The organism is Acidovorax benzenivorans (assembly GCF_028680575.1).
GTDB classification, from domain to species: Bacteria; Pseudomonadota; Gammaproteobacteria; order Burkholderiales; family Burkholderiaceae_C; genus Acidovorax; species Acidovorax benzenivorans.
The window spans coordinates 34,324-60,220 of sequence record NZ_JAPCKI010000010.1; the positions used below are offsets into that span (position 1 = coordinate 34,324).

The 25,897-nt window shown below is 62.0% G+C and carries 23 protein-coding genes; 8 read left to right on the top strand and 15 right to left on the bottom strand.

Annotated features, from left to right (window positions below):
* Positions 1 to 102 precede the first annotated feature (102 nt).
* Positions 103 to 2,397, top strand: coding sequence for a penicillin-binding protein 1A (locus OIN59_RS16780; RefSeq protein ID WP_407655113.1), 2,295 nt, complete (start codon positions 103 to 105; stop codon positions 2,395 to 2,397).
* 49 nt (positions 2,398 to 2,446) lie between these two features.
* Here the strand turns inward: OIN59_RS16780 and OIN59_RS16785 are convergent, their stop codons facing one another.
* The 3 genes from OIN59_RS16785 to OIN59_RS16795 all read right to left on the bottom strand — a co-directional run bounded on the left by OIN59_RS16785 (position 2,447) and on the right by OIN59_RS16795 (position 4,064).
* Positions 2,447 to 2,698 carry a DUF1737 domain-containing protein gene (locus OIN59_RS16785; protein WP_274112215.1) on the bottom strand — a complete coding sequence of 84 codons (252 nt, stop codon included), beginning with the start codon at positions 2,696 to 2,698 and terminating at the stop codon, positions 2,447 to 2,449.
* An 8-nt stretch (positions 2,699 to 2,706) separates the two neighbouring features.
* Positions 2,707 to 3,258 (bottom strand): NUDIX hydrolase, encoded by a 552-nt coding sequence (locus OIN59_RS16790; RefSeq protein ID WP_274112216.1) that lies wholly within the window; start codon positions 3,256 to 3,258, stop codon positions 2,707 to 2,709.
* Between the two features lie 110 nt (positions 3,259 to 3,368).
* Positions 3,369 to 4,064 (bottom strand): fumarylacetoacetate hydrolase family protein, encoded by a 696-nt coding sequence (locus tag OIN59_RS16795; RefSeq protein ID WP_274112217.1) that lies wholly within the window; start codon positions 4,062 to 4,064, stop codon positions 3,369 to 3,371.
* A gap of 130 nt (positions 4,065 to 4,194) precedes the next feature.
* Here OIN59_RS16795 and OIN59_RS16800 point away from each other — a divergent pair, with 130 nt between their 5' ends.
* The 3 genes from OIN59_RS16800 to OIN59_RS16810 all read left to right on the top strand — a co-directional run bounded on the left by OIN59_RS16800 (position 4,195) and on the right by OIN59_RS16810 (position 6,364).
* Positions 4,195 to 4,650 carry a MarR family winged helix-turn-helix transcriptional regulator gene (locus tag OIN59_RS16800; RefSeq protein WP_043566498.1) on the top strand — a complete coding sequence of 152 codons (456 nt, stop codon included), beginning with the start codon at positions 4,195 to 4,197 and terminating at the stop codon, positions 4,648 to 4,650.
* A gap of 113 nt (positions 4,651 to 4,763) precedes the next feature.
* On the top strand, positions 4,764 to 5,432 hold the full coding sequence (gene maiA, locus OIN59_RS16805) for a maleylacetoacetate isomerase (RefSeq protein WP_274112218.1): 669 nt from the start codon (positions 4,764 to 4,766) through the stop codon (positions 5,430 to 5,432).
* A complete protein-coding gene (locus tag OIN59_RS16810) occupies positions 5,429 to 6,364 on the top strand; it encodes a polyphenol oxidase family protein (protein WP_407655114.1) in 936 nt (311 codons plus the stop codon). Before maiA ends, OIN59_RS16810 begins: the two co-directional genes overlap by 4 nt.
* On the opposite strand, the gene OIN59_RS16815 is transcribed toward OIN59_RS16810, so the two are convergent.
* Positions 6,284 to 6,625, bottom strand: a complete 342-nt coding sequence (locus OIN59_RS16815; protein WP_274112219.1) for a hypothetical protein — start codon at positions 6,623 to 6,625, stop codon at positions 6,284 to 6,286. The genes OIN59_RS16810 and OIN59_RS16815 overlap by 81 nt on opposite strands.
* A gap of 123 nt (positions 6,626 to 6,748) precedes the next feature.
* On the opposite strand from OIN59_RS16815, the gene OIN59_RS16820 reads away from it, so the two are divergent.
* From OIN59_RS16820 to phbB, 3 genes are all read left to right on the top strand, one after another.
* Complete coding sequence (locus tag OIN59_RS16820) at positions 6,749 to 8,452, top strand: PHA/PHB synthase family protein (protein WP_274112220.1); 1,704 nt, start codon at positions 6,749 to 6,751, stop codon at positions 8,450 to 8,452.
* A 70-nt stretch (positions 8,453 to 8,522) separates the two neighbouring features.
* The gene (locus tag OIN59_RS16825; protein WP_274112221.1) at positions 8,523 to 9,701 is read left to right on the top strand and encodes an acetyl-CoA C-acetyltransferase; all 1,179 of its coding nucleotides are present in this window, start codon (positions 8,523 to 8,525) and stop codon (positions 9,699 to 9,701) included.
* Positions 9,702 to 9,982: 281 nt separating this feature from the next.
* Complete coding sequence (gene phbB / locus OIN59_RS16830) at positions 9,983 to 10,720, top strand: acetoacetyl-CoA reductase (protein ID WP_274112222.1); 738 nt, start codon at positions 9,983 to 9,985, stop codon at positions 10,718 to 10,720.
* Between the two features lie 490 nt (positions 10,721 to 11,210).
* Here phbB and OIN59_RS16835 read toward each other — a convergent pair whose 3' ends face one another.
* The 9 genes from OIN59_RS16835 to dapC all read right to left on the bottom strand — a co-directional run bounded on the left by OIN59_RS16835 (position 11,211) and on the right by dapC (position 21,773).
* The gene (locus OIN59_RS16835; protein ID WP_274112223.1) at positions 11,211 to 13,250 is read right to left on the bottom strand and encodes an ABC-F family ATP-binding cassette domain-containing protein; all 2,040 of its coding nucleotides are present in this window, start codon (positions 13,248 to 13,250) and stop codon (positions 11,211 to 11,213) included.
* Positions 13,251 to 13,401: 151 nt separating this feature from the next.
* Positions 13,402 to 14,796 (bottom strand): DUF2142 domain-containing protein, encoded by a 1,395-nt coding sequence (locus OIN59_RS16840; RefSeq protein WP_274112224.1) that lies wholly within the window; start codon positions 14,794 to 14,796, stop codon positions 13,402 to 13,404.
* Between the two features lie 51 nt (positions 14,797 to 14,847).
* Complete coding sequence (locus OIN59_RS16845; protein WP_274112225.1) at positions 14,848 to 15,135, bottom strand: DMT family transporter; 288 nt, start codon at positions 15,133 to 15,135, stop codon at positions 14,848 to 14,850.
* A 64-nt stretch (positions 15,136 to 15,199) separates the two neighbouring features.
* Positions 15,200 to 16,189, bottom strand: a complete 990-nt coding sequence (locus tag OIN59_RS16850; RefSeq protein WP_274112226.1) for a glycosyltransferase family 2 protein — start codon at positions 16,187 to 16,189, stop codon at positions 15,200 to 15,202.
* A gap of 8 nt (positions 16,190 to 16,197) precedes the next feature.
* Entirely contained in the window at positions 16,198 to 17,136 is a 939-nt protein-coding gene (gene prmB, locus OIN59_RS16855) for a 50S ribosomal protein L3 N(5)-glutamine methyltransferase (protein ID WP_274112227.1), read from the bottom strand.
* Positions 17,133 to 18,326 (bottom strand): succinyl-diaminopimelate desuccinylase, encoded by a 1,194-nt coding sequence (gene dapE, locus OIN59_RS16860; RefSeq protein WP_274112228.1) that lies wholly within the window; start codon positions 18,324 to 18,326, stop codon positions 17,133 to 17,135. Before dapE ends, prmB begins: the two co-directional genes overlap by 4 nt.
* 159 nt (positions 18,327 to 18,485) lie before the next feature.
* On the bottom strand, positions 18,486 to 19,649 hold the full coding sequence (locus OIN59_RS16865) for a PilT/PilU family type 4a pilus ATPase (RefSeq protein WP_056062628.1): 1,164 nt from the start codon (positions 19,647 to 19,649) through the stop codon (positions 18,486 to 18,488).
* 68 nt (positions 19,650 to 19,717) lie between these two features.
* Positions 19,718 to 20,551, bottom strand: coding sequence for a 2,3,4,5-tetrahydropyridine-2,6-dicarboxylate N-succinyltransferase (dapD, locus tag OIN59_RS16870; RefSeq protein ID WP_108625548.1), 834 nt, complete (start codon positions 20,549 to 20,551; stop codon positions 19,718 to 19,720).
* Between the two features lie 16 nt (positions 20,552 to 20,567).
* A complete protein-coding gene (dapC, locus tag OIN59_RS16875; protein WP_274112229.1) occupies positions 20,568 to 21,773 on the bottom strand; it encodes a succinyldiaminopimelate transaminase in 1,206 nt (401 codons plus the stop codon).
* A gap of 159 nt (positions 21,774 to 21,932) precedes the next feature.
* Between dapC and OIN59_RS16880 the strand changes: the two genes are divergently transcribed.
* Complete coding sequence (locus tag OIN59_RS16880) at positions 21,933 to 23,420, top strand: methyl-accepting chemotaxis protein (RefSeq protein ID WP_274112230.1); 1,488 nt, start codon at positions 21,933 to 21,935, stop codon at positions 23,418 to 23,420.
* A 71-nt stretch (positions 23,421 to 23,491) separates the two neighbouring features.
* On the opposite strand, the gene rsxB is transcribed toward OIN59_RS16880, so the two are convergent.
* Together rsxB and OIN59_RS16890 are read right to left on the bottom strand one after the other, a co-directional pair.
* A complete protein-coding gene (rsxB, locus tag OIN59_RS16885) occupies positions 23,492 to 24,196 on the bottom strand; it encodes an electron transport complex subunit RsxB (protein WP_274112231.1) in 705 nt (234 codons plus the stop codon).
* On the bottom strand, positions 24,193 to 25,797 hold the full coding sequence (locus OIN59_RS16890) for a polyhydroxyalkanoate depolymerase (protein WP_274112232.1): 1,605 nt from the start codon (positions 25,795 to 25,797) through the stop codon (positions 24,193 to 24,195). The genes rsxB and OIN59_RS16890 overlap by 4 nt, the downstream gene beginning before the upstream one ends.
* Positions 25,798 to 25,897: the final 100 nt, after the last annotated feature.

Consider the following 25,897-nt stretch of genomic DNA (forward strand, 5'->3'; position numbering starts at 1 on the left):
ACCATGCCCGACTCTCTTTTCGCATTCTCCTTCCGACTCCTTCATGACCTGCCCTTGGTGGGGCGGTCCTGAAGCGACCTCTTATCTCCCGGCGATTCATTGATGCACAAGTGGCTGCTTTCTTTCCGGGCCCGCATGGCGGGCCTGTTGGCCTGGGTTCCCCGGCCCGTGCGGCGCCTGCTGCTGTGGACGGTGGTGGCGGTGCCTGCTGCGCTGCTGGTGTTCACGCTGGCGCTGGTGCCTTTCACCCCTGGCATCAGCGACATCCGCAAGGCCAAGAGCGAGCTGCCCGCGCAGCTCATGTCCGCCGACGGCAAGCTGCTGGCCGAATACCGCTGGGCCAACCGTGAATGGGTGGAGCTGAACCAGGTTTCGCCCAACGTGGTGGACGCGCTGATCGCGACCGAGGACCACCGCTTTTACAAGCACTTCGGGCTGGACTGGCGGCGCACGGCGTCGTCGGTGGTGCTGACGCTGCGTGGCGACCCGCAGGGCGGCTCCACCATCACCCAGCAGCTGGCGCGCAACCTGTTCCCGGAGGAAATTGGCCGCTCGCGCACCCTCACGCGCAAGCTCAAGGAGGCGATCACCGCGCTCAAGATCGAGGCGTCGTATTCCAAGGACGAGATCCTGGAGACCTACCTCAACACCGTGCCGTTTCTGTACAACGCCTACGGCATCGAGATGGCCGCGCGCACCTACTTTGACAAGTCGGCCGACAAGCTCAACGTGCTGGAAAGCGCCACGCTGATCGGCATGCTCAAGGGCACGGCCTACTACAACCCGGTGCTCAACCCCGAGCGCGCGCAGGCCCGTCGTAACACGGTGCTGTCGCAAATGGTCAAACGCGGCAAGCTCGATGCCAAGCAGTTCGAGACGCTGCAAAAACGCCCGCTGCGCATCAACTTCGAACGTCAGACCGAGGTCATGGGCCCGGCGCCGCATTTTGCGATCCAGCTGCGCAAGCAGCTCATCGACTGGGCCGACAGCAAGGGCTACAGCCTGTATTCGGACGGCCTGGTGATCCGCACCACCATCGACTCGCGCCTGCAGGCCTATGCCAACCAGGCGGTGGCACGGCAGGGGCGCCAGCTGCAAGGGGTGGCAGACACCGCCTGGTCCCAGCGCAACGGCTGGGGGCCCAAAAACGAGCTGGTACAGACCCTGGTGCGTGAAAGCGCCGACTACCGCGCCGCCGTGGACAAGGGCGACACCCCCGACGACGCGCTGAAGGCGCTGCTGGACGACACCACCTTCATGGCCAAGCTGCGCTCCGACAAGACGCGCGTGCAGGCAGGCTTTCTGGCGCAAGACCCGGTCACCGGCCATGTGCTGGCCTGGGTGGGCAGCCGCGACTTTGCACAAGACCCGTTTGACCATGTGCAGGCTGCGCGCCGCCAGCCGGGCTCTACCTTCAAGCCGTTTGTGTATGGCGCTGCGTTTGCCAACGGCGCCACGCCCGAAGACACGCTGATGGACACTGCGGTGGAAATACCGCTAGGCGGTGGCCGTGTGTGGCGCCCCACCGATGGCGGGCCACCCAGCGACCAGCCCATGACGTTGGCCGACGGCCTGGCGTTCTCCAAAAACACCATCACCGCGCAGGTGATGCAGCAGGTGGGCCCGGCCCGTGTGGCCGAGGTGGCGCGCGCCCTGGGTGTGCGGCAGTCCAAGCTGGAAGAGGTGCCGTCCCTCGCGCTGGGCACCAGCCCGGTCACGCTCAAGGAGATGATCTCGGCCTACAGCAGCATCGTGAACCTGGGTCGCTATGTGGAGCCCGTGCTCATTACCAGCATCGAAGACCGCCACGGCAAGGTGCTGGAGACCTTTGCCAAGCCCGTGCCCGAAGAGGTCTTCCAGCCCCGGGCGGCCCAGACCCTGCGCAACACCATGCGCGGCGCCGTGGACCGGGGCACCGCCACGGCCATCCGCACGCGTTATGGCATCCAGGCCGACGTGGCGGGTAAGACCGGCACCACGCAAGACAACACCGATGGCTGGTTCATTCTGATGCACACCCGCGTGGTGGCGGGCGCCTGGGCGGGATTCAACGATGGGCGCATCACGCTGCGCAGCGACTACTGGGGGCAGGGCGCGCGCAGTGCGCTGCCCATGGTGGGCGAGTTCATGCAGCAGGCCATCCGCAACAAGGTGGTCGACGGCAACGACCGGTTTGTGGACGAGTTCGACACCAGCCCGCCACCGCCGCCTGATAGCTCGCTGAGCACCATGCGCGACTGGATCCGGGGCCTGTTCCGCACCGACCCGCAGCAGGCTCCCGTGCCTGGCATGCCGCCCCGGCCTGCGGGTGCGGGAGGGCTGCCGCCAGTCACCATCGATCCGCCTGGCTCTGTCTCACCGCCCGTGCCTGCGGAAGATCGGGTCGGTGGCGAATGAGCGACCGAGGTGCCGGTTCAGCAAGCGGCCTGATGGGGGCGCTGCGCAGTCAGGCCACTGTGCCGGGCCAAACGATGGCCTGCGCCACGATCACGGTTTGCCCGTTGAAGGTGGCCGCTGGAGATCCGTACAAGCGATAGCCCAGCGCCAGCGCGTCGCTCACGCGGCGGCAAAAGCTGGCGTCGTCAGGGCCGGTGAGCAGGCGGTAGCTGGGCAGACCGCCGGGCGGTGCGCTGGCCTGGGTGGTTGATGCGGGTAATGCTGGTGATGCGGGCGATGCAGTGGGGGTGACGACCGTCATTGCAGCGCCTATTCAATGTCAATGAAATGCATGCCCGTGGCGCCCGTCTTGCGGTCGGCAAAGTAGCACTCCAGCGTTTCCTTGACGGTGCGAAAGGCCAGCTCGTCCCAGGGCACTTCGTCTTCGGCAAACAGTCGCGCCTCAATGGTCTCGTAGCCGGGGTTGAACTGGTCGCTGAGCAGCGTGGCCCGGTAGAACAGGTGTACCTGGCCCACGCGGCGCACGTTCAGCAGGCTGAACAGGGGGCCCATTTCAATCTGTGCACCCGCCTCTTCATCGGTCTCACGCGCGGCACCCTGGGCCGTGGTTTCGTCCAGCTCCATGAAGCCTGCGGGCAGCGTCCACTTGCCCCAGCGGGGTTCAATGTTGCGCTTGCACAGCAGGATGCGGCCATCGGGCAGCGCAGGCACCGTGCCCACCACGTTGAGCGGGTTCTCGTAGTGCACCGTGTTGCAGGCGGGGCACACTGCGCGCTGTTTGGTGTCTCCGTCGTCGGGCAGGCGGTACACCACGGCGGTGCCACAGGCGCGGCAATGTTTGATGGGGCTGCGGTAGGTCATGCAGGGGATTGAGGGTCAAAATGGCTGGTGGCGCAAGTACAACAAGCGCCACCAGCTATGAAAAACGTAGTGAATGATTTGCCGGGGCGATGGTGGTCGCCCGGCGGTCCTCACACCACGGTCAGGCGCAAGGGGGTAAGGCCTTCGACGCCGCCTTCGAGCGTATCGCCACGCACCACGGCGCCCACGCCTTCGGGGGTGCCCGTGTAGATCAGGTCGCCGGGTTGCAGCTCCCACGCGGCCGACAGGTGCTCAATGGTCTCGGCAATGTTCCAGATCAGCTGGGCCACGGTGCTGCGCTGGCGGTCCGCTCCGTTGACCTGCAGCCAGATAGGCGCATTGACCACATCGCCCGCCTGGGCCGCCGGGGTGATGGGGCCGATGGGTGCGCTGGCGTCAAAACCTTTGCCGATGCACCAGGGGCGGCCCTGTTTCTTCATGTCGTTTTGCAGGTCGCGGCGCGTCATGTCCAGGCCCACGGCGTAGCCATAGATGTGCGCCAACGCGTCGGCGGCTTGGATGTTCTTGCCACCCTTGCCAATGGCCACCACCAGCTCGATCTCGTGGTGCAGGTTGGCCGTCAGGCTGGGGTAGGGCAGCTGGCCGGTTTCGCCAGCGTTGACGACCACAATGGCATCGGCGGGCTTCATGAAGAAGAACGGTGGCTCGCGGCCGGTGAAGCCCATCTCCTTGGCGTGTTCTTCGTAGTTTCGGCCCACGCAGTAGATGCGGTGCACCGGAAAGCGCTCGCCGCGGCCCACCACGGGCACGCTGACCACAGGGGCTGGAGAAAACACGTAGCTCATGTCTGCCTTTCAATTGTTCTGGGGTTCTGGGGATGCCATCAAAAAGGTCGGGCGCCATAGGGTGCACGCCCTAGTGTGGCAGTGTGCCATGGGCGCGAGCGCTCTGCTGGGGGGCGCTACACTCGCGCCCATGGCAAAGAGCTTCGATTTCCACAATACGCCGGGCCACCTGGTGCGCCGCGCCCACCAGCGGACCGTGGCACTTTTCATGGAAGAGACGGCCGGATTTGACGTGACGCCGGTGCAGTTCGCCATCCTGCATGAGCTACTGGCCCAGCCGGGCGAGGACCAGGTCACCCTGGCCGCCCGCGTGGCGTTCGATGCGGCCACTTCGGGTTCGGTGATCGGGCGCCTGGAAAAGCGCGGCTGGATCCGCCGCGAGCCCGACACCCGCGACCGCCGCCGCAAGCTGCTGTGGATCACCCCCGAAGGCGAAGTGGCTGCCCTGCAGATGCGTGACGCCGCTCAGCGCGTGCAAGAACGCCTGACAGCACCGCTCACCGCCCAGGAAAGCGCCGACCTGATGGTGCTGCTCTCCAAAGTCGTTTACAACCACCAGGATCCGGCAGGCACCTCGGGCGCCTGACCTTCACGCCCGGATGCTCCCAGGTCCCCGGGGGCATGCCATCTGCGGCGTGTCGGCACCACGATGCGCCTGTTCCGTATCCCTCACTGACTCACAAGAGGCTCCGCTCTTCCATGCAGTTGTACAACTACTTTCGCTCTTCCGCCTCGTTCCGCGTGCGCATTGCGCTGCAGCTCAAGGGCCTGGACTATGACTATCTGCCCGTGCACCTCGTCAAGGGCGAACACAAGGACCCTGAGTACCTGCGCCGCATCGGCGACGCGCTGGTGCCCACGCTGGTGACCGACGGCGGCACGGCGCTGTCGCAGTCCATGGCCATCATCGAATACCTGGACGAAACCCACCCGACGCCCGCGCTGCTGCCCGCCACGCCGCTGGCCCGGGCCCGGGTGCGGGCGCTGGCGCAGATGGTGGCGTGCGAGATCCATCCGCTCAACAACTTGCGCGTGCTCAAGTACCTGGTGCGCGACCTGAAGGTGGATGAGAACGCCAAGAACGCCTGGTACCACCACTGGGTGCGCAGTGGGCTGGAGGCTTTCGAGCGGCAGCTGGAGCTGCTGGCCCAGGAGCGCGCAGCGCAGGGCATGGCGCCCTCGGTGCTGTGCTGGGGCGACACGCCCACGCTGGCCGACTGCTGCCTGGTGCCGCAGATCTTCAACGCCCAGCGCTTCAACGTCAGCCTGGACGGCCTGCCGCTCACCATGGGGGTCTTTGATGCCTGCATGGCACTGCCTGTGTTCCAGCAGGCGCAGCCATCGGCCTGCCCGGACAACGAGGCGTGACCAGTCTGTCGGCGTCCGCGTCAGCATGGCCTGCGGGCCGCATCGCTGACTGGCTGGTGCCCGACTGGCCCGCGCCACCCGGTGTGCACGCGCTGTGCACCACGCGGGCGGGCGGCGTGAGCCGCGCACCGTACGACCAGTTCAACCTGGGCACCCATGTGGGTGACGATCCGCTGTCGGTGGCTGCCAACCGGCAGACCTTGCAGTCCGCCTTGCAGGCCACGACCCCAGGCGCCCGCGCTGTGTTCTTGAACCAGGTGCACGGCGATGGCGTGGTGCTGCTCGACGGGCGTACCTCTGACGGCACCGAGGCCGATGCCTGTGTGGCCAGCGCGCCAGGCGCCGTCTGCACCATCATGGTGGCCGACTGTCTGCCGGTGTTGCTGACCCACCGCTCCGGCCAGGTGGTGGCGGCAGCCCACGCAGGCTGGCGAGGGCTGGCGGGGCATGCAGGGCAGGGGGTGTTGGAGGCTGTTTTCAAGCATTTTTGCCTCCAAGCGCAGGTGGATCATGCGCCAATAGCTATCAAAAGCGGAGCAAGTGCGTCGCCCGTAGCTGCCGCAGCTTCTTCTGACGTGGCTGCCGACACGCTGGCCTGGCTGGGCCCCTGCATCGGCCCAACGGCCTTTGAGGTGGGGGCCGATGTTCGTGCTGCGTTTTGCGACCCCCAGGGCGCCATCCCGGACGCCATGAGCGAGGCTGCAGCATCCTGCTTTGTGGCCCGGGCCGATGCGCCCGGCAAGTACCTGTGCGATCTGGCAGGGCTGGCCCGACTGCGGCTGCATGCCATGGGCATCACCCACATTTATGGCAACGACAGTACCCCGCCGTGGTGCACGGTCACGCAGGGCTCAAGGTTCTTTTCGCACCGCCGCGACAGCGCTACCCTCGGCGGCAGCGGGCGCTTTGCCGCCTGCATCTGGCGCGGCTGACGCTGCCGACTCGGCTCCCGCATCGGCCACGCGGGCTGCAGCCTGCTCCGCGTCATATGCAGCCTGTTCGGACGCCTCCCGTTCCTTGATCTTGCGCTTGCGCGAAGGCGTGCCCAGGATGTACACCAGAATGCCCATGGGCAGCAGGCCGTACAACACAAACGTGATGATGGCGCCCAGTACGGTACCCTGGGGACTGGTGGCCTCGGCCACCGCCATCATGAGCGTGACGTAGGTCCAGGCGATGACGATGAGGTACATTGATTTGTGTGCACTGAAAGCGTTGAATTCGTTGCCATGCACCATGGGGGTGGGCAACAATGAACCTGCGAGACAAAAACCAGGCCCCAGCCGCTGCAAGCGACCAACCATTGAGGAATGAGCATGACTTCTGAATCACCCTGGGCCGAGAGCGCCCAGCAGTTCCAGCAGATTTTCGGGCAAAGCTGGTCGCAGGCGCTGCAATCGTTTCAGAAACTGGACCTGGGGAGCGCGCAGGTACCTGCCGCAGCCCCCCTGAAGCTGTCGCAAACCAAGCTGCAGGCCCTGCAGCAGCAATACCTCAAAGAAGCCCAGGACCTCTGGGCGCAGGGCCTGCAGGGGCCCCCCGAAGTCAAGGACAAGCGCTTTGCCGGCGAGGGTTGGGCCAGCAATCCCGTGGCGGCGTTTTCTGCTGCCGCCTACCTGCTCAACGCCCGCACCCTCATGGGCCTGGCCGAAGCGGTGGAGGCTGACGAAAAGACCAAGGCCCGCATTCGTTTTGGTGTGGAGCAGTGGATGGCTGCCATGGCACCCAGCAACTTCCTCGCCTTCAACGCCGAAGCACAAAAGAAAGCCATCGAGACCAAGGGCGAAAGCATTGCCAAGGGCATGCAGAACCTGCTGCACGACATCACCCAGGGCCATGTGTCGATGACCGACGAAAGCCTGTTCGAGGTGGGCCGCAACGTGGCAACCACAGAAGGTGCGGTGGTGTACGAGAACGAGCTGTTCCAGCTGCTCGAATACAAGCCCCTCACTGCCAAGGTGTACGAACGCCCGTTCCTGCTGGTGCCGCCCTGCATCAACAAGTTCTACATCCTCGACCTGCAGCCCGAGAACTCGCTGATCCGCTATGCGGTGGAACAAGGCCACCGCACCTTCGTGGTGAGCTGGCGCAACCCTGACGACAGCCTGGCCCATAAGACTTGGGACGACTACGTGGAAGACGGCGCCATGGCCGCCATCGACGTAGTGCAGAACATCACCGGTGCCGAGCAGATCAACGCGCTGGGTTTTTGCGTGGGCGGCACCATCCTGTCCAATGCGCTGGCCGTGCTGGCAGCGCGCGGCGACGAGCCCGTGGCCAGTGCCACCTTCCTCACCACGCTGATCGACTTCACCGACACGGGCATTCTGGACGTGTTCATCGATGAAGCCTTCGTCAAGTTCCGCGAGATGCAGATGGGCCATGGCGGGCTGATGAAGGGGCAGGACCTGGCGTCCACCTTCAGCTTTTTGCGACCCAACGATCTGGTCTGGAACTACGTGGTGGGCAACTACCTCAAGGGCGAAACGCCGCCGCCGTTTGACCTGCTGTACTGGAACAGCGACAGCACCAACCTGCCCGGCCCGTTCTACGCGTGGTACCTGCGCAATTTCTACCTGGAGAACAACCTGGTCAAGCCAGGCAAGCTCACCGTGTGCGGCGAAAAGCTGGACCTGGGCAATCTCGACCTGCCCGTGTACATCTACGGCTCGCGCGAAGACCACATCGTGCCGGCCACGGCTGCTTACGCGTCCACCCAGGTGCTTCCGGGCAAGAAGCGCTTTGTCATGGGCGCTTCAGGCCACATCGCCGGGGTGATCAACCCTCCTGCCAAGGGCAAGCGCAGCCACTGGACCCGTGCCGACGGCAAGTTTCCCGCCACGCTGGACCAATGGATGGAAGGCTCCACCGAGCACCCTGGCAGTTGGTGGACCGACTGGTCAGGCTGGCTCAAGAGCCATGCGGGCAAGCAGATTGCCGCGCCCAAGGCCTATGGCAAGGGCACCAAATTCAAGGCCATCGAACCTGCACCTGGCCGCTACGTCAAGCAGAAAGCCTGATACGCAAAAGTCCTGACTTAGGGCGCTGCGAGAATCATTGAACCACCACTAACCACTACAAGGACATTCCATGGAAGACATCGTCATCGTTTCGGCCGCTCGCACCGCTGTGGGCAAATTTGGTGGCGCGCTGGCCAAGACGCCTGCGACCGAACTCGGCGCCATCGTGATCCGCGAAGCCATCGCGCGTGCGGGCCTCTCGTCCGACCAGATCGGCGAAGTCATCATGGGCCAGGTGTTGGCGGCTGGCGTGGGCCAGAACCCCGCACGCCAGGCCTCCATGAAGGCAGGTGTGGCCAAGGAAACCCCGGCCCTCACCATCAACGCGGTGTGCGGCTCTGGCCTCAAGGCCGTGATGCTGGCGGCGCAGGCCGTGGCCTGGGGTGACAGCGAGATCGTCGTGGCCGGCGGCCAGGAAAGCATGAGCCTGGCACCTCACGTGCTGCCGGGCTCGCGTGACGGCCAGCGCATGGGCGACTGGAAGCTGGTCGACACCATGATCGTGGACGGCCTGTGGGACGTTTACAACCAGTACCACATGGGCATCACGGCGGAAAACGTGGCCAAGCAGTACGGAATCACCCGCGACATGCAGGATGCCCTGGCCCTGGCCAGCCAGCAAAAGGCAGCTGCTGCGCAAGACGCAGGCAAATTCGCCGACGAAATCGTGGGTGTGAGTCTGGCGCAGAAGAAGGGCGACCCCATCCTGTTCAACGCGGATGAATACCTGAACCGCAAAACCAACGCCGAGGCGCTGGCAGGCCTGCGCCCCGCATTTGACAAGGCGGGCAGCGTGACCGCCGGCAATGCCTCGGGTCTGAACGACGGCGCTGCTGCTGTGGTGGTGATGACTGCCAAGAAGGCCGCCGCTCTGGGCCTCAAGCCTCTGGCTCGTATCGCCGCCTTTGGCACCAGCGGCCTGGACCCTGCCACCATGGGCATGGGCCCCGTGCCTGCCTCGCGCAAGGCCCTGCAGCGCGCTGGATGGAATGCTGCCGACGTGGACCTGTTCGAGCTGAACGAAGCCTTTGCGGCCCAGGCCTGCGCTGTGAACAAGGAGCTGGCCATTGACCCTGCCAAGGTCAACGTGAACGGCGGTGCCATCGCCATCGGCCACCCCATCGGCGCGTCCGGTTGTCGTATCCTGGTCACGCTGCTGCATGAAATGCAGCGCCGTGATGCCAAGAAGGGCTTGGCTGCGCTGTGTATTGGTGGCGGCATGGGCGTGTCGCTGGCTTTGGAACGCTAAAGCCATTAGCCCGGGCGGGGTCGCATCATGGGGTGCAGCTCCGGCCCTATTGATCGATAGCGCAGCTGTCGATGGTGAGGAGGCCGCATGCTATGCGGCCTTTTTTTTGATGCATCTGCAGGCGCCACTCCGGTGAAGCCTTGTTCAGCTTGCCTTGCGTCAACTGTGCGATGCATGTGGATATGTCAAAAAGGAAAGGGCTTCAGTGTTTTCCTTCACGGCAGTGCCCAATTTCTTCGGTAGAGTGGGTCCTGAGCCAATTACTAACAAGGAGAAATCACATGAGCCAGAAAGTCGCGTACGTCACCGGCGGTATGGGAGGCATCGGCACCGCCATTTGCCAACGTCTGCACAAGGAAGGTTTCAAAGTCATCGCTGGCTGCGGCCCGACACGGGATCACGCCAAGTGGCTGGCAGAACAAAAGGCCCTGGGATACACGTTTTATGCGTCTGTGGGCAATGTGGGTGATTGGGATTCCACCGTGGAAGCCTTTGGCAAGACCAAGGCAGAACACGGCGCCATCGATGTGCTGGTGAACAACGCAGGCATCACGCGGGACCGCATGTTCCTCAAGATGTCGCGTGAAGACTGGGACGCTGTGATCGAAACCAACCTCAACAGCATGTTCAACGTCACCAAGCAAGTGGTGTCCGACATGGTGGAAAAGGGCTGGGGCCGCATCATCAATATCAGCTCGGTCAACGGCGAAAAAGGCCAGGCAGGGCAAACCAACTACTCTGCCGCCAAGGCAGGCATGCACGGCTTCTCGATGGCCCTGGCTCAGGAACTGGCTACCAAGGGCGTTACCGTCAACACGGTGAGCCCTGGCTATATTGGCACTGACATGGTCAAGGCCATCCGCCCGGACGTACTGGAAAAGATCGTGGCGACCGTTCCTGTCAAACGCCTGGGCGAGCCCAGCGAGATCGCGTCGATCATCGCCTGGCTGGCCTCGGAAGAGGGTGGATACGCCACAGGCGCAGACTTTTCGGTCAATGGTGGCCTGCACATGGGCTAGACATCGGCTCAGTCCCTTTGGACCAACAAAAAACCCCGCATCTGCGGGGTTTTTTGTTGGGACTTGCAAGGATTGCAGGGAGATAACCCTGACCTTGCTCTGGTCCGCCTGAGAAATATCGAGCTGAGGTGTCTACATTTCCCACGCTTTGGTATGCGTCTGCGCTCGTTGTGCAATGAGGGATGTCATCGGCTTACACAACAGCGGCTTGGCGGCAGCGCCTTCAGAAGCGGGCGGGGGCGCGTTTACGGTCGCGTTCGTCTTCGGGCCAAGCGGACAAGATTGCGGTGGTATTCATGGTGGAAAACTCCTGTGATGTACCAACAACGTCGGCAGTCCACAGTCCGTTGACAACCTTTCGCAAAAAAATGCAACCGCAATAGCCTGTAGCGTTACATTAAAAAATGCTTCACATTTAATAGCAAAAAAACCATGCTGGTGAATGAGAAATCCTGAAAATTCGGGTGAGTATTTACAGGACTTTACATCCTCAACCCACCGAGGCGACTGAAATTTCTTCGAGTTCGGAAGAAACCTCCAGCCAGCGTTCTTCCAATTTTTCCGTCTCGTCGTTCCCTGCTTTCAAACGTCGACCGCACTCGGCGATCTCTGCCGGAGGCAAGGCTTCCGTCAGTTTTTGCTCCAGTTGAGTGCGTTCTGCGCTCAAAGCAGCCAGACGCTTGTCGATCTGTTCCAGCTCTTTTTTGAGTGGCCGGGTCTTTTCGGCCAGCTGTTGGCGTGTCTGGGCGTCAAGCTTGCGCTGCTCGCGCCCGTCACGCGAAGGAGCGGAGGCGGGGGCTGGTGCAGGCGCGGCAACGGAGGCCACCGTGACCACGGGTGCCGGTGCGGCGACGGGTGCAGCTGCAGGGGGCCGTGACGCCTGTGCCTGTTCGGCGAGCCGTGCTTCTTCGCGCAGGCGCTTGGATTCTTCGAGCAGGTAGCGCTGATAGTCGTCCAGGTCGCCGTCGAAGGGCCCCACAACCCCCCGGCCCACCATCCAGAAGTCTTCGCAGACCGAGCGCAGCAACGAACGGTCGTGGCTGACCAGCATGACGGTGCCGTCGAAGTCGTTGAGCGCCATGGCCAGGGCTTCGCGGGTCGCCAAGTCGAGGTGGTTGGTAGGTTCGTCCAGCAGCAGCAGGTTGGGACGCTGCCACACGATCATGGCCAGAACGAGGCGGGCTTTTTCGCCACCGCTCATCGTGCCCACGGCCTGCTTGACCATGTCGCCCGTGAAGTTGAACGTGCCCAGATAGCTGCGCAGGTCTTGTTCGCGGCTAGGCTGCTTGGCGTCGGGACCCAGCTCCTTGGCCAGGCGGATCATGTGCTCCAGCGGGCTTTCGCTGGGGCGCAGCACGTCGAGTTCCTGCTGGGCAAAGTAGCCGATGTTCAGGCCCTTGCCTTCGGTCACGCTACCGCCCAGGGGCTTCATGGTGCGGGCTATGGTTTTGACCAGCGTGGACTTGCCCTGGCCGTTGGCACCCAGAATGCCGATGCGCTGGCCCGCCAGCACAGAGCGGTTGACGCCCGTGAGGATGGTGGTGGGCGTGCCCTCGTCGTCCACATAGCCGAACGAGGCGTCGCTGATGGCCAGCATCGGGTTGGGCAGGTTGGCAGGCTCCTTGAACTCGAAGGTGAAGTCCGCTTCGGCGAGCACAGGGCCAATCTTTTCCATGCGTTCGAGCTGCTTGACGCGGCTTTGCGCCTGCTTGGCCTTGCTGGCCTTGGCCTTGAAGCGGTCGATGAACTTCTGCAGGTGGGCCATCTTCTCCTGCTGCTTGGAGAAGCTTGCCTGTTGCAGTTCAAGCTGCTGAGCGCGCAGCTCTTCGAACTTGCTGTAGTTGCCACCGTAGCGGTTCAACTCACCTTGCTGGATTTGCAGGGTGACGTTGGTGATGGCATCGAGAAACTCCCGGTCGTGGCTGATCACGATCATGGTGCCCACGTAGCGCTTGAGCCAGGCTTCAAGCCAGACGAGGGCATCCAGGTCCAAGTGGTTGGTGGGTTCGTCCAGCAGCAGCAGATCGCTGGGACACATCAGCGCACGTGCCAGTTGCAGCCGCATGCGCCAGCCGCCGGAGAAGCTGTTAACGGGCTGGTCCAGCTCGCTCACGCGAAAGCCCAGGCCCAGGATGAGCGCCTGGGCGCGGGCCACGGCATCGTGTGCGCCGGCGTCATGGAGGTCAGAATAAGCGTGGGCAATGGCCATGCCGTCGTCGCTGGCCTCAGCCTCTGCCAGCTGGCGCTGCACTTCGGCCAAACGCGTGTCGCCTTCCAGCACAAAATCGGTGGCCGACTGATCGGTCTCGGGCATGTTCTGCGCGACTTCGGCCATCCGCCAGCTCGATGGGATATGAAAATCCCCACCGTCTTCATGCAGCTTGCCGCTGAGCAGCGCGAACAGGCTGGACTTGCCCGCGCCATTGCGGCCCACAAGCCCGACGTTTTCGCCGGGGTTGATGGTGGTGGACACGCTGTCGAGCACGACTTTCGTGCCGCGTCGCAAAATTACATTTTTCAGTTGGATCATTGAAATGAGTCCGCAATCAGAAACCTACGCTGTAGTCACGTCTGAAACGATGCAGCAGTGCACTCTTCAAAACGAGTGCTGTTGGGTTGGACCGACTGGATATCGGGTAGAAGACGGCGGGTGTTCGTAAAAAACGAGAGCCTATCTTTTTTTAAAAGTACAGACTGCCCATTTTATATTGGGCAGCCAGTGTGGTGGTTAGTACATAAAGCGAATAAATTAAAAAGGCAGTGAGTACGACTTTTTCTGCAGGTCGCGATATCCTGCCTCCAGCCTCTACGCGCCCGATGGATGCGGCAATGAAAAGCATTGGTATAAGAAAATAACGCCCCTGCACGCCCCAAATTTTTTCACTTGGATAGTTATTCCAGGATATTGCAAGTGCAAAAAATATAAGCAAAGTGCTAGCAATGCCAATTAATAGAAATGTGGCACGTTTTGGCCATTCGCGGCGCCAGGGCGTCACTGCAATCAATACCAGTGCTGTCACAGCTATTGCGACGGAAAAAACTCTGACTGCTTGACGGGAGATCGGTGTATCCAGCCATCCAAGGATTCCAAGAAATGAATGGCGGTAGAACCTCCGAATTTCAAAGTCGCTGATTGTTCTATTCAATAAATCAAAAAACTCACCTGGATTAATTAAATAATTGATCAGTATATTTACAGTGGTGTAATCACGGACAACTCTACTGTCATGCGTGGTGGAAATTCCGAAAGCAATCCAAGCAACAGTCAATAGGTACATGAACAAGACGGCTGTAATCCGCTGTCGAGTCGGCTGTGACGCAGCAAGTGCGAGCGGCACCAGCAAGGCGGGGAGAAGGTTGGTGCGTGCAGCACAAAGCACAAGTATCAACCCGTAGAGGCCGATTTCTTGCCATGAAAGTTCGCCATGGTTCCTATATCGATCTGAACTTGAGACCTGAAGCCACAAACCAATAGCCAATACAGCCATAGCAGTGCAGAGGCCATCGATGGTCGGAGAGTTCAGTTGAAACAACGCCATGGGCGTTGTAAGGAGCATTATGAAAAGTACGTTGGGCGTATATAAGAAAAAAGCCCCACCCATAATAGCGAGCGATGTCGCAACCACCAGGGCGCGAGTTATCTCATAACTCGCACGCATTGAAAGATCGAGTTTTCGCGAAATAAAAAGCCCAAGTGCATGCGGAGCGTATATTATCGGGAGGTAATACCCTGTTCCTGCTGCATTTGCAAAGTTCTGTTGGTGGGCCCATTTTATTTGACCCAGGTCACTCACTAGCGCAGGGGTATTTTCCTTGCTGGCGCTGTTTCCAGAAATTCCCATCATGGACTCAATGAAAACGATCAAATTAGAGTCCACCAGGCCGCCTTCACGCCCCTTGTTTTCAGTGCCTGGCAGCAGTAGCCACTGCCCATGCGAAATCATGTCTGCGCGCATCAGATGAACATTCTCGTCAGGCGATTGGACTGGCGGGATAAGTCGCGTAATTGCTGTGGCGACCAAAATAACAAGAAAAACAAGAATTATGATTTTGAATAGCTGTTTTTTGAGTATCATGCTTTCATTCAACACCTTAATGTTTGAATTTATGATTTTTGAAATGATTGCTCAAGAAGTGGAGACAATCAGGATCAGCCCGGCAGCGATCATGGCAGAGCCTGCGAAATAGCCGCCGGAAAATTTCTCTCCAAACAAAAAATAACTTGCAATCGGAACAAAAACAAAAGCAAGCGCCATGATGGGGTATATTTTTCCAAGCTCTGCATGCCGGAGTATCAATACCCAGCCAATCGAGGTTATCCCGTAAAGAGCCATTGTGCCACTCAGCAGTAGCAAGGGTTGCATCGAAAATATGCTGCCAGCCTGATTGATGGCGATGGCACTGTACTTGAACATGACTTGTCCAGTAGCAATCCCCAGGACGCACAGGATGGCTAATAGATGAATTCCCGTTACCATATCAAACTCCCTGTTTTGTCGTAATATTCTTCTTTCGCCGAAGGTGCAATAATTTATGCATTGGTCGCTGCGGCTGGTTAGCCACGTCGCTGGCAATAAATGCGAGGAGTAGATGCAGGCCCGCGATCACAGGCAAAGCTGCCAACATCACTGTGCCGGCAGGGGATGGAACGTTGATGGCGGATGATTGAATCCAGTGCGTTATCCCAAAAATTGTGCCAAAGCACATGAGAAAAATACCCGCAGGCAGCTGGAGGGACGCGACCGACATGTCGCGCAAGTAGTAGTTATAAAAAATACGCTTGATGGTGTTTTTGAAATGCTTTCCTAAAAATTCTGGAAGAATTTTTGTGATGCGCAAATTGCTCTCTTCGTCACCGTACATTGCATCCATGGGAATGTCGATGACTGCGGCACGCAAAGTATTCAAGCGAAAGAGCATGTCGGTTTCAAAAAAATAGCGTTTGCTGATTTTTTCCATCGGCAGGTGGCTTGCAACTTTCGCGTGGATGGCCGTGTATCCATTAGTAGGATCAAAAACACCCCAATAACCCGTGGAGAGCTTGCTCATGAACGACAGAACGGCATTGCCAAAAAGCCGAATGGCAGGCATGTTGTGAATTTCTTCGAGGTGGTAAAAGCGATTACCCTTGGCATAATCCGCTTCTCCGGCGAGCAGGGGGCTCACAAATGCGGGCAGAAGGCTTGGGTCCATCTGTCCATCGCCGTCTACCTTCACCAATATATCGTGCCCGTCCGCAATAGCACTTTGGTAGCCGGTCATGACAGCACCACCGACACCTTGATTTTCAGTATGAAAGACGACATGAACCCGGGGGTCAGTGCATTCTGCCGCCACAAAATTCCCTGATTCCTCGGGGCAGCAATCATCCACGACGTAGATGGCCGCTACTTCTGAGCCTATACGGGCAATAACATCCAGAATATGACGACGGACCCGGAAGCAAGGAATAACTACGGCGATAGACATTGAAGGATTCATAAAATCTCTTGTGACTTCAGCCAGTGGCGAAGAGCGATAGCACTCACCAGCAAAACCTGGTCTTCGCCCGCACTGGTATCGAGCCAGAAAACGGGCAATTGCGGAAAGGCCGCCTCAAAGTGCGCACGCTCGTTGCCGATCTCCAGAATGATCACGGCGTCCTCGCTCATGCAGGCGGGTGCGGCGGCAAAGAGCTGGCGCACAAAGTCCATGCCATCGTTTCCACCGGCCAGGGCCAGTTCGGGCTCTGCGCGGTACTCGGTGGGCAGTGCAGCCATGCTGGCGGCGTTGACGTAGGGCGGGTTGCACAGGATCAGGTCCCAGGGGCCGGGCAGGGCAGCCAGGCCATCGGACAGCTGCAGCTGGATGCGGTCTTGCAGGCCGTGTTTGTCCACGTTGATGCGGGCTACGGCCAGGGCGTCGGGCGAGATGTCGGCACCAGTGACCGCCACTTCGGGCCAGGCCATGGCCGCCAGCACGGCCAGGCTGCCGTTACCCGTGCACAGATCCAGCACCTGGCGGGTGCGGTCGCTCAGGTACTCGTCGGCGCCCCCATCGACCAGCAGTTCAGCGATAAAGCTGCGCGGCACGATGGCGCGTTCGTCCACGTAGAACGGTACGCCCTGCAGCCAGGCCTCTTGCGTGAGGTAGGCTGCGGGCTTGCGGGTGCGGATACGCTCTTCAAAAAGAGTAGCTACCAACGCTTGATCGGCGGGCGCTACGGGCTGATTCTTCATGGAATCCGGGGCATCCGACAGATCGCTGTCCAGCGGCAACCCTAGACGCCAGAGCACCAGCCAGGTGGCTTCATCGTGGGCATTGGTGGTGCCATGGCCAAAGGAAACACCTGCTGCTGCAAGGCACTGTGCCCCCGATTCGACCAAGGCACCCACGGTATTGCCCGCGAGCGTGGGGTGCTGTTGTGGTGTGTTCATGCGGGCACCCCGTCGGTAGCCACGGCCTGCGCATGCAGGTTCTCCAGGGTGCGGCGGTAGATGTTCTTCAGGGGTTCGATGTCAGCCACCACCACATGCTCGTCAATCTTGTGGATGCTGGCGTTGGGCGGGCCCAGTTCGATCACCTGCGGGCAGACCTGGGCGATGAAGCGGCCGTCGCTGGTGCCACCGGTGGTAGACAGTTCGGTAGTCAGGCCGGTTTCTGCGGTGATGGCTTGCTGCACGGCGCCCACCAGTTCACCGGGCGTGGTGAGGAAGGGCTGGCCGCCCAGCGTCCAGCGCAGGTCGTATTCGAGGCCGTGGCGGTCGAGCACGGCGTGCACACGCTGCTGCAGCCCTTCAGCGGTCGATTCGGTGGAGAAACGGAAGTTGAAGTCAACCACCACCTCGCCTGGGATCACGTTGGTGGCGCCGGTGCCGCCATGCATGTTGCTGATCTGCCAACTGGTGGGCGGGAAGAACGCATTGCCGTTGTCCCACACGGTGGCGGCCAGCTCGGTCAGTGCAGGCAGGGCCTGGTGGATGGGGTTGCGTGCGAGCTGCGGGTAGGCGATATGGCCCTGGATGCCGCGCACCCTGAGCTTGCCGCTCAGGGTGCCGCGTCGGCCGTTCTTGATCATGTCGCCGGTCTTTTCGACCGATGTGGGCTCGCCCACGATGCAGTAGTCCAGCCGCTCGCCGCGTGCCTGCAGCTGTTCGACCACCACCTTGGTGCCATCCACCGATGGGCCTTCCTCATCGCTGGTCAGCAAAAAGGCCAGTTCGATCAACGGGGCTGGCGTGGCGGCCAAAAATTCTTCCACCGCCACCACAAAGGCCGCGATCGAAGTCTTCATGTCGCTGGCACCCCGACCGTAGAGCTTGCCGTCTTTGTGGGTGGGTACAAACGGGTCGCTGCTCCACTGCGCCAGCGGGCCGGTGGGCACCACATCGGTATGGCCCGCAAAAACTACAGTTTTGATAGCGGATGAGGCATGTTTTGCGGGCGCTACTGGCCGTTTTGCCCACAAATTGCTGACCCGGAAGTCTGCCGGGCCACTATCCAGGCGCTCACACACAAAACCCAAGGGGGCCAGTCGCGCGGCCAGCACATCCAGGCAACCGGCGTCCTCCGGGGTGATGGAGGGCAGGGAGATCAGCTGTTCGGCCAGATGGAGAGTGCGGGACATGGGGCGAGAGTGGAAAGGGAACTTGATCAACGAGTGGTTTCGGGCGCCATAGCACCTACTGACGCAGCCCAGGCGAGGGCGCTGAGCAAAGGCCGCCCCGCAACGAGGGCGTCGTCCCCCTTGGGGGAAGGCGCCGGAGGCGGCTCAGAGGGCATCACATCATGCGGCTGGCTTGACGTCCAGCACGATCTCGGTGAATGAAGGCGCGTCGTCCGGCGCGTCGCGCGCTTCCTTCTGAGCCTTGGCGGCATTGGCGGCCAGGGAGAAATCGTTTTGCAGGCGCCACATCAGGTTGGTGGGCGAATCGGCGTAGGCCATGCCTTCCTTGCGGTCGATCTGCGCATCCATGATGAGGCGGGCCAACGCTTCTTCAAAGGTTTGCGATCCTTCGGCCATGGATTTTTCCATGGCTTCGCGCACGCCCGAGAAGTCGCCTTTTTCGATGAGGTCGGACACCAGCTTGGTGTTGAGCATGACCTCGACCGCAGGCACCCGGCCGCCGTCGGTCTTGCGTACCAGGCGCTGGGACACCACCGCCTTCAGGGCCGACGCCAAGTCGCCCAGCATGGTGGGGCGCACCTCGACGGGGTAGAACGACAAGATGCGATTGAGCGCGTGGTAGCTGTTGTTGCCGTGCAGCGTGGCCAGGCACAGGTGGCCCGACTGCGCATAGGCAATGGCGGCCGACATGGTTTCACGGTCGCGGATTTCGCCGATCAGGATCACGTCGGGGGCCTGGCGCAACGCGTTCTTCAGGGCGGTCTGCAGCGACTGGGTATCGCTGCCGATCTCGCGCTGGTTGACGATGGATTTCTTGTTCTTGAACTGGTACTCGACCGGGTCCTCAATCGTGAGGATGTGCCCCGTCAGCGCCTCGTTGCGGGTATCGATCATCGACGCCAGCGAGGTGCTCTTGCCAGAGCCCGTGGCTCCCACCATCAGGATCAGCCCGCGCTTTTCCAGGATGAGTTCGCGCATCACCGGGGGCAGGCCCAATGAATCGAACTCGGGGATCTGCTGCGAGATGAAGCGGATCACCACCGCGTAGCTGCCACGCTGGCGCATGGCGCTGACCCGGAAGCGGCCCACGCCACTGAGCGGCACACCCATGTTGAGTTCGCCGGTTTCCTCCAGTTCTTCGATGCGGTCCGGGGGGACCACTTCGGAGAGCAGGTTGCGCGGCGCGTCTGGCGGCAGGATCTGGTTGTTGATGGGCACGCACTCGCCGTTGATCTTGATCAGCGCGGGTGCGTTGGCCGACAGATAGACGTCCGAGGCCTTTTTCTCTGCCATCAGGCGAAGAATTCGTTCCATCGTGCTCATGGTGTTTCCCTCTTGTTGTCAGTCTCTGTCGGCGAGGCGGCCGAACTGGCCGCCCTCATGCAGCGAAATCAGTCGCGCAGCAGGTCGTTGATGCTGGTCTTGGAGCGCGTTTGTGCATCCACCTGCTTGACGATGATGGCAGCGTACATGCTGTAAGGCGCGCCGTTGGCGGCCGTTTTGGGCAGGTTGCCGCTGACCACCACCGAGCCCGAGGGCACGCGGCCGTAGCTGATCTCGCCAGTGGCGCGGTTGAAGATGGGAGTGCTCTGGCCCAGGTACACGCCCATGCCCAGCACGGAGTTTTCTTCCACCACCACGCCTTCGACCACCTCGGAGCGGGCGCCGATGAAGCAGTTGTCTTCAATGATGGTAGGACCGGCCTGCAGGGGCTCCAGCACGCCGCCAATGCCCACGCCGCCGGACAGGTGCACGTTGGCGCCGATCTGTGCGCACGAGCCCACGGTGGCCCAGGTGTCGACCATGGTGCCTTCGCCCACATAGGCGCCGATGTTGACGTACGAGGGCATCAGGATCGCACCCTTGGCGATGAAGCTGCCACGGCGAGCCACAGCGGGGGGCACCACGCGCACGCCGGTGGCCTTCATTTCTTCTTCGGACAGGTGGGCGAACTTGGTCTGCACCTTGTCGTAAAAGCCCAGGTCACCAGCCTTGACGACTTCGTTGTCCTTCAGGCGGAACGACAGCAGCACGGCCTTCTTGATCCACTGGTGCACGGTCCACTGGCCCACGCCTTCACGGGTGGCCACACGCAGCTTGCCATTGTTCAGCTCGGCGATCACATGCTCGACAGCGTCCTGGATCTCCTTGGGGGCGGCGGCAGGCGAGAGGCTGGCGCGGTTGTCCCAGGCGTTGTCGATGAGGGTTTGGAGTTGTTGGGTCATGTTGTTGTCGATCAGATCAGGCAGTACGGGATTGGATGAATTGCACGATGCGCAGCGCAGCTTCCGCGCATTCTTCGGCCTCGGCCACCAGGGCCATGCGCACGCGTTGGGCGCCGGGGTTGCTGCCCTGGGCCTCGCGGGCCAGGTAGCTGCCGGGCAGCACCGTGACATTGTATTGAGCCAGCAGGGCGCGCGCGAACTCGGCGTCGTCCATGCCCAGGGCTTCAGGCACCTTGGCCCACAGGTAAAAGCCGGCATCCGGCAGGGCGACTTCCATCACACCTGCCAGCAGTGGCGTGACCTGGGCAAACTTCTTGCGGTACAGCGCGCGGTTTTCCACCACATGCTTTTCATCACTCCAGGCGGCGATGCTGGCGGCCTGCACGATAGGGCTCATGGCGCTGCCGTGGTAGGTGCGGTAGAGCAAGAACGATTTGATCAGTGCCGCGTCACCGGCCACGAAGCCGCTGCGCATGCCGGGCACGTTGCTGCGTTTGGACAGGCTGGTGAAGGAGATCAGGTTCTTGAAGTCGCCACGCCCCAACTGCGCCGCAGCCTGCAGACCACCCAGGGGAGGCTCGTCGCGGAAATAGATCTCGCTGTAGCACTCGTCCGAAGCAATTACAAAACCGTAGCGGTCGCTCAGCTCAAACAGCTTCCTCCACTCGCTCAGCGGCATCACTGCACCCGTGGGGTTGCCGGGGGAGCAGACGAACAACAGCTGGGTGCGCTGCCACACGGTATCAGGCACGGCATCCCAGTTCACGGCAAAGTTGCGGCTGGGGTCGCTGGCTGCGTAGTAAGGCTGGGCGCCAGCCAGCAAGGCGGCACCTTCGTAGATTTGGTAGAACGGGTTGGGGCAGACCACCAAGGGTTGGCCCTGTGAGGGGTCGATGACAGTCTGCGCAAACGCAAACAACGCCTCGCGCGAACCGTTGACGGGCAGCACCTGGGTGCCGGGATCCAGGGTCAGTGCATAGCGCTGGTGCAACCACTGGGTGAAGGCTTCGCGCAGCTTGGGTTCACCGGCGGTAGCGGGGTAACTGGCCAGCCCGCCCAGGTTGTTACTGAGTGCATCTTTGATGAACTGCGGTGTAGGATGGCGTGGCTCACCCATGCCCAGGCTGATGGGGCTGTAAGCCGCCGGGGGGGTGACTCCCGCAAAAAGTTGCCGCAGCCGCTCGAAGGGGTAGGGCTGGAGTTGGGAGAGCAAGGGATTCATGGAGCGACATTATGGGCGAAGGGCATGGGCGCACGGGTCTGCGCCGTGCATGGCGTCCTTGGGGCGAAAGGTGCGGTCAAGGGCCGGATTGCGTTGTCAATCCGACGTAAGAGCAGGCACCTAGCATGGGCCACTTGCAAAAACGATAACGGAGACAAGATGTCTGGATTCCTACCGCTGCGCCCCGGGCTCTGGTGGATGCGCAGGTGGCATCTGCCGGGCAAACTGGTGACCCTGGGTGTGTTGATGGGGGGCGCCCTGGCATTGGCGGCCCTGGATGCGCCGTGGTGGGGTGTGGCACTGGCTGCCGCCGTGGTTTTGTACGCCCTGTGCGCGTTGTATGTAGGGCTGGCATTTGACCTCAGAGGACTGGCGCATGCGATGGAGCAGACCACGCGCGGAGACCTGTGCGCCCGGGCGGGTGTCTATGGGCGCGACGAGATCGGGGCCATGGCCCAGTCGCTCGACGACATGGTGCTGACGCTGTCGTCCATGGTGGCCGATATCCGCAGCAACGCCGCGCTGGTGGCCCATGCGGGGCAAAGCCTGGCACAAGGTAACCGGTCGCTGGCCGACCGCACCGAACAGCAGGCGGCCAACCTGGAGCAGACTGCCGCCAGCGTGGAGCAGTTATCGTCGGCCGTCCAGAACAATGCGCAGACCGCGCGCAGCGCTGATGCTCGCGCCGCCGAGGTGCGCAAGGCAGGCGACACCGGAGCCGAGGCCATGGCCCGTGCAGTGCAGTCTGTGGAAGCCATCCAGCAAAGTGCGCGCCGAATGACCGAGATCATCGGCGTGATCGACGGCATTGCTTTTCAAACCAACATCCTGGCCCTGAACGCTGCCGTAGAGGCCGCTCGCGCCGGTGAGCAGGGCCGGGGCTTTGCTGTGGTGGCGGGCGAGGTGCGTACGCTGGCCAAGCGCTCGGGCGACGCGGCGCGGGAGATCCGCGAGCTGATCGGCGCCTCGGTGAGCCAGGTCGAAGCCAGCGCTGGCCTGATTCGGTCGGCGGGTGAAGGCATTGCCAACATGGCCAGCGGCATCCGCAGTGTGGCGGCCAGCATGACCGAGATCTCCAGCTCCAGTGTCGAGCAAAGCACCGGTTTGAGCGAAGTCAGCTCGGCGGTGCAGCAGCTTGACCAGATCACGCAGCACAACGCACAGATGGTAGGCCATGCCGTCTCTCAGGCCGAGGCACTGGAGCACCGCGCGTCCACTCTGTCGCAAGCGGTGGCGGCGTTTCGCCTGCAGCAGGGCACGGCAGATGAGGCGGTAGCCCTGGTGAACAAGGCCGTGGCGCTGCACAAGACCAATTCGCGCGACCAGTTTCTGCGCAGCATCACCGACAAGGCCCAGCCCTACCACGACCGCGACATGTACGTGTTTGTGCTGGACACGGCGGGCACCTACCTGGCCTTTGGCGGCAACCTGGCCAAGGTCGGGACCCGTGTGCAGGACATCCCCGGCATTGCAGGCGACCGACTGGTGAACGACATCGTGACCCAGGCCGACCGCGCTCCGGGGTGGGTGGAGTACGACATCAACAACCCAGCCACCGGTGCGGTGCAAACCAAGATGTCTTACGTAAGCCGCGTGGGGGACTGGTACGTGGGCTGCGGGGTCTACAAGTCGCTGGCCGCCCGGTAAGCGGTGGGTAGGACTGCTGCCGCAAAGACTGCTTCATCGCGCCAACCCCGCACCGCCCCACACCGGTGAGGTCAGTGCGGGCCCTGGCCGCGTAACTGACGGGCTCGCTCCATGGCAGCGGCGATGGCTGCCTTGCGGGCTTCGATTCCCTCGACCGCCACAGTGGCTGCTGCACCGCTGGATGTAGGCGGTGTGGATTGTTCGGGCGCGCCGGAGCTTTCATCCTCCACATCTTCCAGCGGCACCCGCTGGCGGTGTTGTTGATACCGCTGCTTGGCTTGGTGCGCGAGCGAGTCAGACCATGCGGCCCATCCGGTCGCCGTGCCGCTGGCACTGTCGAGCTGGATGCAGTCCACCGGGCAGACGGGGATGCACAGCTCGCACCCCGTGCAGTACGGCTCGATAACGGTGTGCATCTTCTTGTTGGAGCCCACGATAGCATCGGTCGGGCAGGCCTTGATGCACAGGGTGCAGCCAATGCACCACGCCTCGTCAATGAAGGCCACGCTGCGCGGTGCCTCCACCCCGTGGTCTGCACTCAAGGGCACTGCAGCCAGACCGGTGATGGCAGCCAGGCGAGCGACGCCCTCTGCGCCCCCCGGAGGGCACTGGTTGATGGCCGCCCCCCCCTGGGCGATGGCCTGTGCATAGCTGGCGCAGTCGGGGTAGCCGCAGCGTGTGCACTGCGTCTGGGGCAGGGCGGCATCAATCCGCGCTGCAAGGTCGGTGAGGGCAGCGTGGGGTAGAGCGTTGCTGGTGGAAGCGGGGTGGCTCAAGCCTTGCGCGCCTTGCTCTTGCTGCCGCTGCGGGAGGACGGAGCCGCTGTGGCGCTGGTCTGGGCAGTCGCCAGATCGACGGTGGGTGCCTGTGCAGCACCCGTGGGGGCTGCGGCGGGCTGCACCCAGCGGGTGGCCACGGTGGTGGCAGCCACGGGCTTGGCAGCGGCGCGCGCCGGAGCAGGCTTGGCGGCGGGCTTTGGCGCAGCCTTAGTCACGGCGGTTTTGACGGCGGTTTTGGCTACCGGTGCAGCCTTGACAGGAGCCGGAGCCGGGCTGGCGAGCTTGGGCGCAGGCGTGGCAACGGAAGTTGCAGCCGCAGCGACTGGCTTGGCGGGTAGTTCGTGCTCCAGAATGAATGCGCGCACCTTGGGATACACGATGTCACGCCAGCGGCGGCCGCTGAAGATGCCGTAGTGGCCAGCGCCCTTGGCTTCGAGGTGGCGCTGCTCCTTGCGCACGATGCCGCTGCACAGGTCGTGGGCGGCTTCGGTCTGGCCCGAGCCAGAGATGTCGTCCAGTTCGCCTTCCACGGTGAAGAGGGCGGTGGTCTTGATGTCTTGCGGACGCACGCGCTCCAGCTTGCCCGCGGGCGATCGCACGTCCCAGGTGCCATTCACCAGCTTGTAGTCCTGGAACACAGTCTGGATGGTTTCGAGGTAGTAGTCCGCATCCATGTCCAGGACGGCGTTGTACTCGTCGTAGAACTTGCGGTGGGCTTCGGCACTGGCGTCGTCACCCTTGATCAGGTCCTTGAAGTAGTCGTAGTGGCTGGTAGCGTGGCGGTCCGGGTTCATGGCCACAAAGCCGGTGTACTGCAAAAAGCCTGGGTACACGCGGCGGCCTGCGCCTGGGAATTTCTCCGGCACGCGGTAGATCACGTTGTTCTCAAACCACTCGTAGCTGCGGTTGGTCGCCAGGTTGTTCACCGCAGTGGGCGACTTGCTGGCGTCGATGGGGCCGCCCATCATGGTCATGGTCAGGGGTGTTTTTTCGCCCCGGCTGGCCATCAGCGATACGGCGGCCAGCACGGGCACCGTAGGTTGGCACACGCTGATCACGTGGCAGTTGCCGTAGATGCCCTGCAGGTGGCGAATGAACTCCTGCACGTAGTTGACGTAGTCGTCCAGGTGGAACTCGCCCTCCGACAGCGGCACGAGGCGTGCATTCTTCCAGTCTGTGATGTAGACCTTGTGGTCCTTGAGCATGGTGCGCACAGTGTCGCGCAGCAGCGTGGCGTAGTGGCCCGACAGCGGCGCCACGATCAGCACCACGGGCTGGCCCTTGAGCTTGGTCAGCGTGGCGGGGTCGTCCGAGAAGCGCTTGAAGCGGCGCAGTTCACAAAACGGCTTGTTGACCTCGATGCGTTCATGGATGGCAACGCCGATGCCGTTCACGTCCACGGTGGGGATGTCGAATGCTGGCTTTTCGTAGTCCTTGCCCAGACGGTAGAGCAGGTCGTAACCAGCGGCCATGCGTTGGGACATCGAGGACTGGCTCAGCGGCGACACGGGATTGCTGAACAACTTGGAAGCCGCCTGCGCAAAATCTGTGAAGGGCTCCATCAGGGAGCGCTGGGTTTCGTAGAGGTGATACAGCATGGGGCGAAACTCCGTTTTGTTGCAGTGCAATATAGCAGCACTTGGTAACAAGCGCATGGAGTAAAACCACCAATGTCCAGTCGCCTATGCGACAAGCGAA

Coding starts and splice junctions, on each gene's coding strand:
- OIN59_RS16780 (WP_407655113.1), top strand. CDS start 103: ATGCACAAGTGGCTGCTTTCTTTCCGGGCCCGCATGGCGGGCCTGTTG.
- OIN59_RS16785 (WP_274112215.1), bottom strand. CDS start 2,698: ATGACGGTCGTCACCCCCACTGCATCGCCCGCATCACCAGCATTACCC.
- OIN59_RS16790 (WP_274112216.1), bottom strand. CDS start 3,258: ATGACCTACCGCAGCCCCATCAAACATTGCCGCGCCTGTGGCACCGCC.
- OIN59_RS16795 (WP_274112217.1), bottom strand. CDS start 4,064: ATGAGCTACGTGTTTTCTCCAGCCCCTGTGGTCAGCGTGCCCGTGGTG.
- OIN59_RS16800 (WP_043566498.1), top strand. CDS start 4,195: ATGGCAAAGAGCTTCGATTTCCACAATACGCCGGGCCACCTGGTGCGC.
- maiA (WP_274112218.1), top strand. CDS start 4,764: ATGCAGTTGTACAACTACTTTCGCTCTTCCGCCTCGTTCCGCGTGCGC.
- OIN59_RS16815 (WP_274112219.1), bottom strand. CDS start 6,625: ATGTACCTCATCGTCATCGCCTGGACCTACGTCACGCTCATGATGGCG.
- OIN59_RS16820 (WP_274112220.1), top strand. CDS start 6,749: ATGACTTCTGAATCACCCTGGGCCGAGAGCGCCCAGCAGTTCCAGCAG.
- OIN59_RS16825 (WP_274112221.1), top strand. CDS start 8,523: ATGGAAGACATCGTCATCGTTTCGGCCGCTCGCACCGCTGTGGGCAAA.
- phbB (WP_274112222.1), top strand. CDS start 9,983: ATGAGCCAGAAAGTCGCGTACGTCACCGGCGGTATGGGAGGCATCGGC.
- OIN59_RS16835 (WP_274112223.1), bottom strand. CDS start 13,250: ATGATCCAACTGAAAAATGTAATTTTGCGACGCGGCACGAAAGTCGTG.
- OIN59_RS16840 (WP_274112224.1), bottom strand. CDS start 14,796: ATGATACTCAAAAAACAGCTATTCAAAATCATAATTCTTGTTTTTCTT.
- OIN59_RS16845 (WP_274112225.1), bottom strand. CDS start 15,135: ATGTTCAAGTACAGTGCCATCGCCATCAATCAGGCTGGCAGCATATTT.
- OIN59_RS16850 (WP_274112226.1), bottom strand. CDS start 16,189: ATGTCTATCGCCGTAGTTATTCCTTGCTTCCGGGTCCGTCGTCATATT.
- prmB (WP_274112227.1), bottom strand. CDS start 17,136: ATGAACACACCACAACAGCACCCCACGCTCGCGGGCAATACCGTGGGT.
- dapE (WP_274112228.1), bottom strand. CDS start 18,326: ATGTCCCGCACTCTCCATCTGGCCGAACAGCTGATCTCCCTGCCCTCC.
- OIN59_RS16865 (WP_056062628.1), bottom strand. CDS start 19,649: ATGAGCACGATGGAACGAATTCTTCGCCTGATGGCAGAGAAAAAGGCC.
- dapD (WP_108625548.1), bottom strand. CDS start 20,551: ATGACCCAACAACTCCAAACCCTCATCGACAACGCCTGGGACAACCGC.
- dapC (WP_274112229.1), bottom strand. CDS start 21,773: ATGAATCCCTTGCTCTCCCAACTCCAGCCCTACCCCTTCGAGCGGCTG.
- OIN59_RS16880 (WP_274112230.1), top strand. CDS start 21,933: ATGTCTGGATTCCTACCGCTGCGCCCCGGGCTCTGGTGGATGCGCAGG.
- OIN59_RS16890 (WP_274112232.1), bottom strand. CDS start 25,797: ATGCTGTATCACCTCTACGAAACCCAGCGCTCCCTGATGGAGCCCTTC.